The organism is Bacillota bacterium, from assembly GCA_012518215.1.
Taxonomy (GTDB): domain Bacteria; phylum Bacillota; class Dethiobacteria; order DTU022; family PWGO01; genus JAAYSV01.
This window is the reverse complement of sequence record JAAYSV010000031.1, coordinates 1-9,406: the sequence shown is the minus strand read 5'-3', so window position 1 is coordinate 9,406 and position 9,406 is coordinate 1. Positions and strand designations below refer to the sequence as shown.

The following is a 9,406-nucleotide window of genomic DNA, read 5'->3' as shown; positions in this document are numbered from 1 at the left end:
CGTTCATGGGCCATAGCATAAAGAACGGTTCAGGGAATGAGTGTGGTCAACCAGGGGATTCTTCGGCCGCCTGCGGCGACCTCTGAATGGACAGGTAATACACTGTCCACATCACGTCGGCAGTCCCGTTTCGCTTCCTCGCCTTCACCGGCTATGGCAGCCATTCACTCTATGTCGTTTACGCCAACATATCCGTACGGGGAAAAGCAGGAACCAGTTTGTGTCGGTGGCAAAGTGTAATCGAGTAGGGGATTCTTCGGTCGCCCCAAGAAACAGGGGCTCCCTCAGAATGACAGTTTTGCTTCTTCTTTCTTCGGCAGTGGCAGCAATCACCCGGTGAATTCCTTGCGATGCAAAAAGAAAAAACCAAGGGCGGTTCCCAGAATGAAAACGAACAGAAGGAGCAGCAACCCGCTCAAGTAGAGTTCGCCGATCACGGCGTCTTCAAAAGAGGCATAGAAATAGATATTGAAATATTTCAGGAAGGAGAGTTTCTCCGTCAATTTGCTCATGGCATCGATCAGAAAGAATCCCAGTCCCAGGCCGATACCGAGCGAGGTGCTCCCCTGAACCGTGTTGATAAACGGGGCGGCAGCAAAAGCAATGCCACCCACAGCCAGTATTGCCACGAAGCCCGACAGATGCACGAAGAATTGGCCTTTGAGATCGATCTCCCCCGGATCCGTCGCATGCCCCAGTGCTACAGCCAGGGCATAAAGAAGGATCCAGAGAAGCACGTTCACCATCATGAATACGGCCACCTTGGAGGCCATGATGTTGATCCTGGTGAGAGGCCGTGTAAAAAGAAATTCGGCCGTGTTGAGGTCGGACTCGCGGCTGATCAACCTGCCTGCCATCGTTGCTGAAAAGATTGCGGAAAGCATCAGCAAATATTGCATGATCAGGGTGGCATAGTAATAGTTTATATCCTGAAAGACGATGTTGCGTATATTGAAAGCTTCCAGGAACTCCTCCGGGAGGCCCTCGAAAATCTTGCTGTAATCGGGGCTTTGCATGTAGGGGAAGAAAGGCATGTAAAGAGCCAGGATGAAGATGATGACCCCGCCCCAGATCAGAAAAAAACGTCGGCCGAGCCGTAGCTCTTTGCGGATGACATTGATAGACACCTTTACCTTGCTCCTTTTTGTTCAGCTCCGTAGATAGCCATGAACAGATCCTCGATACCCGGATCGGTGATATTGATATATTCAAGATCCAGCCTGGAAAGTTCATGAATTATTTCCGTGGCCGGGGCCTGTATATTCAGTCGGTAGAAACCGGGGCGGCCTTCCAGGGGCACGGGCCTTCCCCATCGAGGAGGCAACCGATCCGGCAAGCCCCCCTCCGCCAGGCGCAGCGTCACGATTTTCATTTCCCGCCCGGGAAGTTTATCGAGGGAGTCAACCCGGAGAAGCCGGCCGTCCCTGATGATCCCGACACGGTCGCAGATACGTTCTATCTCTTCCAGGACATGTGTGGAGAAAAAAACGGTCATCCCCCCGCGATTCAATTCGGAGAGAAGCCGGAAAAATTCCTGTTTTATCAGCGGATCGATTCCGCTGGTGGGCTCGTCAAAGATGGCCAGGTCAGGCTTCTGCAGCAATGCCTGGATCATCCCCAGTTTTTTACGATTTCCCGTTGAATAAGTGCGGATGCGGCGCGAGGGGTCAAACTGCAATCGTTCGATGAGCTCCCTCACCCAGCTTCGATCCACCCCTTCATGGAAAGCGGCGGCGTAGTCGATCAACTCCTGCCCGGTCATCTCCGGGTAATAAGCCACCTCGCCGGGCAGGTATCCCACCCGCCGGTAGAGTGCACCCCCTCCGGCAGGTATCGGCGTGCCGAAGATCATCACCTTGCCGGCCGTGGGACGGATCAGTCCAAGAATGGTCCGGATGGTGGTAGTTTTCCCGGCACCGTTGGGTCCGATAAAGCCAAAAATCTCCCCTTCCTCAACGGAAAATTCGAGTTCGGAAATACCGCACACCGGCCCGTAGTATTTGGATAGACCACGCACGGTTATGGCGTCCACGTCACTGTTCCTTCCTGTATTTCAAACTGCCGCAATTTCATTCAAAGCGGCTCTTTTTTTATTCTATCCTTCCGGCATCTGTCCGGTCAAGGTTGGCTTACCCGTTCCATGGCACCAATTTCCCGCTACCGTCGATGCGCACACCCTTCCTGCCCCCCTCTGTTTCCGCCGCGGAGACTTCCTTCCCTTTCAGGAAATGACAGCGGCCAATTTGCATAAAATGGCCGATCCCGATAAAATGAATCAAGAACCATACACCGGGGTGCATCCGGAAAATCGGCACCGGGCCCCCAAACCAATGCATGAAAGGGCTGATGACAATCGATATTATCCCCGAACCGGCGGAGGCCATCAAAAAGGATGAGAAGTTTCTGATCGATGACCGCAAATCGATCTTCTGCCATGCAAAATTTGCAGGGGCCGTAAAATTTTTCACCCGCTACATACATGATCTGAAGGGTTATACCTTGCCGGAAGGCACGGAAAAGACGGCAGGAATCTGCTTCCTCGAGAACAGCCGCCTCGCTGATGAGGAATACGAGTTGGAGATAACCGCAAAAACGATTACCGTCGAGGCCTCCACAGCTGCCGGATGCCTCTATGCGATCCAAACCATGCGGCAGCTGGCCGGTTTCGATCTATTGAAAAAGGACGAAGATATCCTTCTTCATGGCTGCAGCATCAAGGACCGGCCGCGTTTCAAGTGGCGGGGGCTGATGCTCGATGAAAGTCGGCATTTCTTCGGGAAAGACGAGGTCAAGAGGATCCTCGATTGGATGCTGATGAACAAGTTGAATGTTTTTCATTGGCATCTGACCGATGATCAGGGCTGGCGCATCGAGATCAAGAAATATCCGCTGCTGACGGAGATCGGCTCCGTGCGAAAGGGAACCCATATCCATGGCTGGCAGAGAGCCAACCTTGAAAAGGACGTTATCTGGGAAGAATACGGCGGATTCTACACGCAGGAAGATATAAAGGAAATCGTGCAATACGCCGCGGAAAGGAATATTTCCGTCTACCCGGAAATAAATATGCCCGCCCATTTTGCGGCGGCCATGGCCGCCTACAAATATCTGGGCTGCCGCGAACTGGAACGTGAAGTCCCTTTCTACTTCGGGGGCAAGATTCCGCTGCTGAAGCTGGGGCTCAGGGACTGGAACCGCTGTGCCTGTGCGGGCAAGGAAAGCACCTACCGTTTTATATTCGACGTGATTGACGAACTCGTGACCCTGTTTCCTTTCCCCTATTTCCATATTGGCGGCGACGAGGCGCCCAAGGCTGAATGGAAAAAATGCCCCCATTGCCAGAAAGTAATCAGGGAGAAGGGGCTGAAAAATGAAGAAGAATTGCAGAGCCATTTCAACAACCGTGTTGCCGCCCATTTGCGTGAAAAAGGGCGTCGCATGATCGGCTGGAACGAAATTTTGAACACCCCCCTGCTGGACCGTTCCGTCATCGGGCAGTACTGGACACTCAGAAGGGATAAACATGCAGAGAATTATGTCAATGAAGGCGGCAACCTGATCATAAGTCGCCACCATGCTTTCTATTTTGATATGCCCTATGCGCAGAATCCGCTGCCCACCACCTACAATTTCGAGCCGGTGCATCAGGGTATAATGCCGGAGAGCGAAAAAAGAATCCTGGGCATGGAAGCGCCGCTCTGGACCGAATGGATCGATGGCCGGGAGAAACTTGACCTGAACCTCTTCCCCCGTATGCAGGTTCTGGCCGAAATCTGCTGGACTCCCCGGGAAAAAAAGAACTTTGCCGATTTTCTGCAAAGGTTGAAAAAACACAAGCTGATCATGGAAAAACAGGGTGTCAATTATGCCCGGGATCATATCTCCATGCCCCGGAGCAAGATAAAGAAAGCCCGCGACGTCAGACTGTGGTACCGCAAAGACCAGCATTTTGAAGTGCGAAGAAACAGAGCCTACCGTTGAAGATATCCGTGCCGATCAGGTGTTTTCTCTCACAAAGTCATCGATATAGACGACTGTACCGTCACTCTTCCGCGAATGTTCGGCGGCAAAAGCCATGACATGGCTCATGATGGAACTGCTGATATCCGTCTTCAGATCATCATTCAAAAGGCTGTCAATTATCCCGCTGTCACCGCCGCCGTGTGCACCGAAAAGGGCCCTGGCCCGGATCTTCCTTATCGGGCGGCGGTAATCGTAAACCTTCAGGTAGATCTTGTTGTCTTCCAGGCGGCCCTCTATCTGGCCCCCGACGCCCCTGATATTGATTTTTCTTTCCAGGTCGCGTGAAAAGGCACTCATGGTAAGGGTCGCATGCACACCGTTGGCAAACTTCATCTGCGTCACCTGATGATCGACCACATCGTTGTCTGTCCTGAAGACACAACGGCCATAGGGGCCATTTTTCAGCGCCGCTTCCAGCTTGGGGAGAGTGGCAATCCCATCCTCGGGCAACACCGAGTAGGGCCAGAAATATTTCTTCCGCGGGCTTACAATCCGCCGGAAGCTGTCCAGGTAGATTTTCTTGGCGCTGTAAGGGCAGGTATCCACCAGAACGCAGCCATCGAGGCATCTTTCCGTGGAACCTTCCGGGGCATTCTCCTCCTTGAAATAGTTGAGTTCCCCGACCGACCAGATCTTCGTGCATGCAGAAGCCGCCAGCCATTGCAGAAGATCAAGGTCATGGCAGCACTTGGAAAGGATCATGGGATTGGACCTTTCCTCGTTGCCCCAGTTCCCGCGGACAAAACTGTGTGCCTGGTGCCAGAACCCCACATTCTCGACCTGTTCGATGGATATGATCCTGCCGATCGGATTTTTGTCCAGTATTTTCTTCAACATCAGGTAAAATGCGGAATACCTCAACACATGGCAGACGACCACTTTCCTGTTCAGTTCAAGGGTTCGTCTTTCGATATCGATGCAATCCTGCAAGGTGGTGGCAATCGGTTTCTCGAGGAGTATATCATATCCCAGATCCAGGGCTTTCATGACCATGCGATGATGCATCCTGTCCTGCGTGCAGATAAAAAGATAGTCGGCCAGTTTTCCCCGGGCAAAAAAATCATCCTCGCTTGAAAACAGTGCCTTCCCGGGCAGGCGATGCTCCTGCCTGGCCACATTGAGCCGCTCCCTGTTTGGATCACAGACCGCTACAAGCCTGGCCCGTGAACCGGCATTCCTGGCGTAAACCAACCCCCTCTGCCCGTAACCGATAACTGCAAATGTTTTCATCTGCAACAAACCCCGTCTCTTGCCCCGTTTTGATTGCAAAGTGTGCCCGGCGGCATGGCCGGAGCAGCGCCCAAATTCACGATATAATACGGCCTCTTTTTTGTCAACAGAATGCGAACACCTGGATTTTTGGTCCACTGACGGCGGAAAAACCCTTCACGGTTCATGCTATACATCGCTTGCTTCAAAGCGGTGCGATATCGCCTCCGCCATCGGTATGCATAACGCTTTCCTTGCGCCCGGAATTCTTCGCTGTGCCATGCCTGACGATCGAGGCCGGCACTGCTTCGTTGGCATTGTTTTTCATGAAAGGAGTTTGCCCTTTCATGAAACAGCGTTTTCCCCCTTCGCGGATCCAGCACCCTACTGGCAAAGAGGAAGAATTGTACACCTGTCGTACAGGTGATGCCCTGCCCTTCAGGGCGGCCGAAGAATCCCCTCCTCGTACACACCTTGCTTTCGGCATAAACCAATTCCTGGTTCAATCTTTCTCCCGTCCCCTCGAAAAAAAGATCAGGCAAGCGGGGAATCCCCCTGTCATACCACTCCACCCTGTTCAGGGAACAAGAGGAGTTTGAGAAGGAATTTTATAGGAATTATTATTATTTTATTTGCAGGAAAAATGGGGTTCAACATGTAATTATAGAAGGAACAAAACAAACACCAATTTTAATCTAAAATTTTTTTTACAATAATGCACTGGAGGTGAATATTTCGCCAAAATCGGAAGTGGATTCAATGCAAACCCCCAATAACAATCCTGGTTCAATCCATTACCCAACAAACGCGGGCTGTTTGCAAGTTTTATAAAATTTGATCCATAAGGGAGGAGTTCAAAAATGATCAAGAAAGGCAAGAAAGTATTCTCATGGTGTCTGCTTTTTGTCATGTTTATGGTACTTTCCGGGCTCGGCAACATATCCTTTGCTTCCGATGATGTGGTAAACATACCTGATGCGAGCCTGGAGGCCGCGATCCGGAGTGAACTGGGAATATCTGATGACGACGAGATCACAGAAACGGACATGGAGTCGCTGACTGAATTAAGGGCTACCAGTTGTAATATTGTTGACCTGAGCGGCCTTGAATATGCGACCAACCTGAAAGAGCTTAACCTGAGCCACAACAAAATTGATGATATCTCCGCGCTACAGGGGCTGGCCGACCTGGAGGAACTTACCATGTACGGCAACCGGATCAGCGATCCCTCACCTCTTTCCGACTTGAACAATTTAAAGCAACTTTATCTGGGCAATAACCAGGTCGAGGATTTCTCACCTCTTTCTGAACTGACAAACCTGAAACGGCTTGTACTGTACAGCAACCGGATCAGTGTTATCCCGAACCTTTCCGGCATGACCGCCCTGTACTATCTTGACCTGAGTGACAACCAGATCAGCGATGTCTCCCCTCTTTCCGAACTGACTGACAAATTGGAAAATCTTTACCTGGCGGATAACCAGATCAGTGATGTCTCCGGGCTTTCCAGTCTGCAAAGCCTGGAAAATCTGCAAATAGGTAACAACATGATCAGTGAAATTGCGGAACTTTCCGGCCTGATCAATTTGAGACAGCTCAATCTGGACGGCAATCAGATCACCGATATACCGGATTTTTCCGGTATGGTCAGGCTGCGTTCTCTTGATCTAAGTGGCAACAAAATCGAGGATATCTCGCCCCTTTCCGGCCTGATTACCCTTTGGTATCTTGAACTGAGAGACAACCAGATCGGTGAAATCCCGGATCTTTCCGGCATGACTGACCTGGGCTATCTTGACCTGAGCAGCAACCGGATCAGCGATATCTCGAATCTTTCCGGCATGGACGGATTGACGCAACTGGACCTGAGCAACAACCAAATCGGTGACATCAAGGAACTCGAACTGCCCGAATTGTGGTGGCTTTGTCTAGACAGCAATCAGATCAGTGATATCTCGGATCTTTCCGGCATAAGCAGTTTGGGATGGCTTCACCTGAACAACAACCAGATCGAAGATTTCTCGGGGCTTTCCGAACTGTACAATTTGGCGGGGCTTTATCTGGACGGCAATCAGATCAGTGATATCGGGGATCTCATTTCGGCAATCGGCGATCTGAACAACCTGCTGTATCTTGGTCTGAACAACAACCAGATCGAAGATGTCTCGGAGCTTGCCGAACTGGACACCTTGTTAGAACTTTATCTAAGCGACAACCAGATCGATGATATCGGGGCTCTTTCCGGCCTGACAGATTTGCATCACCTTACGCTGAACAACAACCTGATCGAGAATTTATCACCTCTTTCCGAACTGACTGAATTATGGATTCTCGACCTTGGTAGCAACCGGATCGAGGAAATCTCGCCTCTTTCTGAATTGACCGAATTGTGGTATCTGGATCTGAGCAACAACATGATCAGCAATATCTCTCTACTTTCTGAACAAGCTGAGCTGGCCCAAATACGGGGTACTGATTCCAACGGGCAATCCTGCAATATCTCTCTATTCTCTGGATTGACTGAGCTGTGGTATCTGGATTTGAGCAAAAACCTGATCGAGGACATATCGGCACTTTCCGAATTGAATAGATTGTGGCTGCTCGACCTGGGCAACAACCTGATCAAGGATATCTTGCCACTTTCCGGACTGACAAACCTGGGATGGCTTGATATAAGACTGAATAATCTTGACCTTGCCCCGGGCAATGAAACGATGTCTTTGATCAAAAAGTTTATTAACATGGGCGTAACAGTCATATATCTTTTCGGCGACCTTTCGGTAGACGGAAGAGTTGCTGTTGACGATGCCATCCTGGTTTTGAGAAGCAGTGTGGGTCTTGCGGAGTTGACACCGAACCAGCAAATCGCCGCCGACGTCAATGGAGACGGCGAGGTTGACATCGAGGATGCCATCCTCATTCTGCGTTTTATTGTAAATTTGATAGATGGGTTCCCGGCGGAGACAAAAAAGTTGTATGTTACGCCACCTCCATGTTAACACCGGTACAGGGGACGGGTCCGCCCGTCCCCTTTTTCATTTCCGGCTCGCGATACGCCAGGCTTCAGTCGACGCAAAGGGGTAGTTCCTGGTTGCCTTTGGCAGAAGATGATCCGGCTCTATTTGCGGGCATTGGTGCAGGGTAAAATCAACCGCCATTGTCATTCCGCATGAATTTCCCCCGGCGTCAGATAAGTGGGTATGACCGGGGGATCCTTCCGTTGCCTGCAATTCCTTTTTTCGAGGGTACGGGGAAAAGATAAAATTGGGAACCAGTTTATAGCAATGCTAAGTGGTGTTCGAGGAGGGGATTCTTCGGTCGCGGCAAAAAACGCCGCTCCCTCAGAATGACAGGTAGTGCGCTTTTACTCGGTAAGCTTGGGAATGCTTTTACGTTGTCATTGCTATGGAAGTAAATGAACTCCAGCATAAATTTGCACCCGGAAGAAATAATTTCCGTTTATCGTGGTGCGAGTAACGCGTGGAAATTCAGAGCAAGCGGTGTTTTGCACTACGCAGACGTTGTGTTCGGATAATGGTGTTGCCAGAAATGATGTTTTTTGCTGGCAAGGATAGTGCAGCGTGGAATCTGACAGGTAGTGCGCTTTTCCTCGGTAAGCTTGGGAATGCTTTTACGTTGTCATTGCTATGGAAGTAAATGAACTCCAGCATAAATTTGCACCCGGAAGAAACAATTTCCGTTTATCGTGGTGCGAGTAACGCGTGGAAATTCAGAACAAGCGGTGTTTCGCACTACGCAGACGTTGTGTTCGGATAATGGTGTTGGCAGAAATGATGTTTTTTGCTGGCAAGGATAGCGCAGCGTGGAATCTGACAGGTAGTGCGTTTAGTTTATGGCGATAGTAAGACGTGTACGAGGAGGGGATTCTTCGGTCGCGGCAAAAAACGCCGCTCCCTCAGAATGACAGGTAGGGCGTTTTTTGCTCCCGTGGGCAGGAGGGTTTTTACGTTGTCATTGCTATGGAAGTAAACGAACTCCAGCATAAATATGCACCCGGAAGAAATGATTTCCATTTATCGTGGTGCTGGTAACGCGTGGAAATTCAGAGCAAGCGGTGTTTCGCACTACGCAGACGTTGTGTTCGGATAATGGTGTTGGCAGAAATGACGCTTTTTGCTGGCAAGGATAGCGCAGCGTGGAATCTCGGGCAATG

6 protein-coding genes are annotated in these 9,406 nt (G+C 50.5%); 2 read left to right on the top strand and 4 right to left on the bottom strand.

The window, feature by feature from the left end:
* Positions 1-329: 329 nt before the first annotated feature.
* Together GX364_05375 and GX364_05370 are read right to left on the bottom strand one after the other, a co-directional pair.
* Positions 330-1,127: an ABC transporter permease subunit gene (locus GX364_05375; GenBank protein NLI70274.1), complete on the bottom strand. Its 798-nt coding sequence runs from the start codon at positions 1,125-1,127 to the stop codon at positions 330-332.
* Between the two features lie 2 nt (positions 1,128-1,129).
* A complete protein-coding gene (locus GX364_05370; GenBank protein ID NLI70273.1) occupies positions 1,130-2,032 on the bottom strand; it encodes an ABC transporter ATP-binding protein in 903 nt (300 codons plus the stop codon).
* 314 nt (positions 2,033-2,346) lie between these two features.
* Between GX364_05370 and GX364_05365 the strand changes: the two genes are divergently transcribed.
* Positions 2,347-3,981, top strand: coding sequence for a beta-N-acetylhexosaminidase (locus GX364_05365; protein ID NLI70272.1), 1,635 nt, complete (start codon positions 2,347-2,349; stop codon positions 3,979-3,981).
* Positions 3,982-3,996: 15 nt separating this feature from the next.
* Here the strand turns inward: GX364_05365 and GX364_05360 are convergent, their stop codons facing one another.
* Together GX364_05360 and GX364_05355 are read right to left on the bottom strand one after the other, a co-directional pair.
* On the bottom strand, positions 3,997-5,253 hold the full coding sequence (locus GX364_05360) for a Gfo/Idh/MocA family oxidoreductase (protein ID NLI70271.1): 1,257 nt from the start codon (positions 5,251-5,253) through the stop codon (positions 3,997-3,999).
* A gap of 184 nt (positions 5,254-5,437) precedes the next feature.
* On the bottom strand, positions 5,438-5,581 hold the full coding sequence (locus tag GX364_05355; GenBank protein ID NLI70270.1) for a hypothetical protein: 144 nt from the start codon (positions 5,579-5,581) through the stop codon (positions 5,438-5,440).
* Positions 5,582-6,092: 511 nt separating this feature from the next.
* On the opposite strand from GX364_05355, the gene GX364_05350 reads away from it, so the two are divergent.
* Complete coding sequence (locus tag GX364_05350) at positions 6,093-8,231, top strand: hypothetical protein (GenBank protein NLI70269.1); 2,139 nt, start codon at positions 6,093-6,095, stop codon at positions 8,229-8,231.
* Positions 8,232-9,406 lie beyond the last annotated feature (1,175 nt).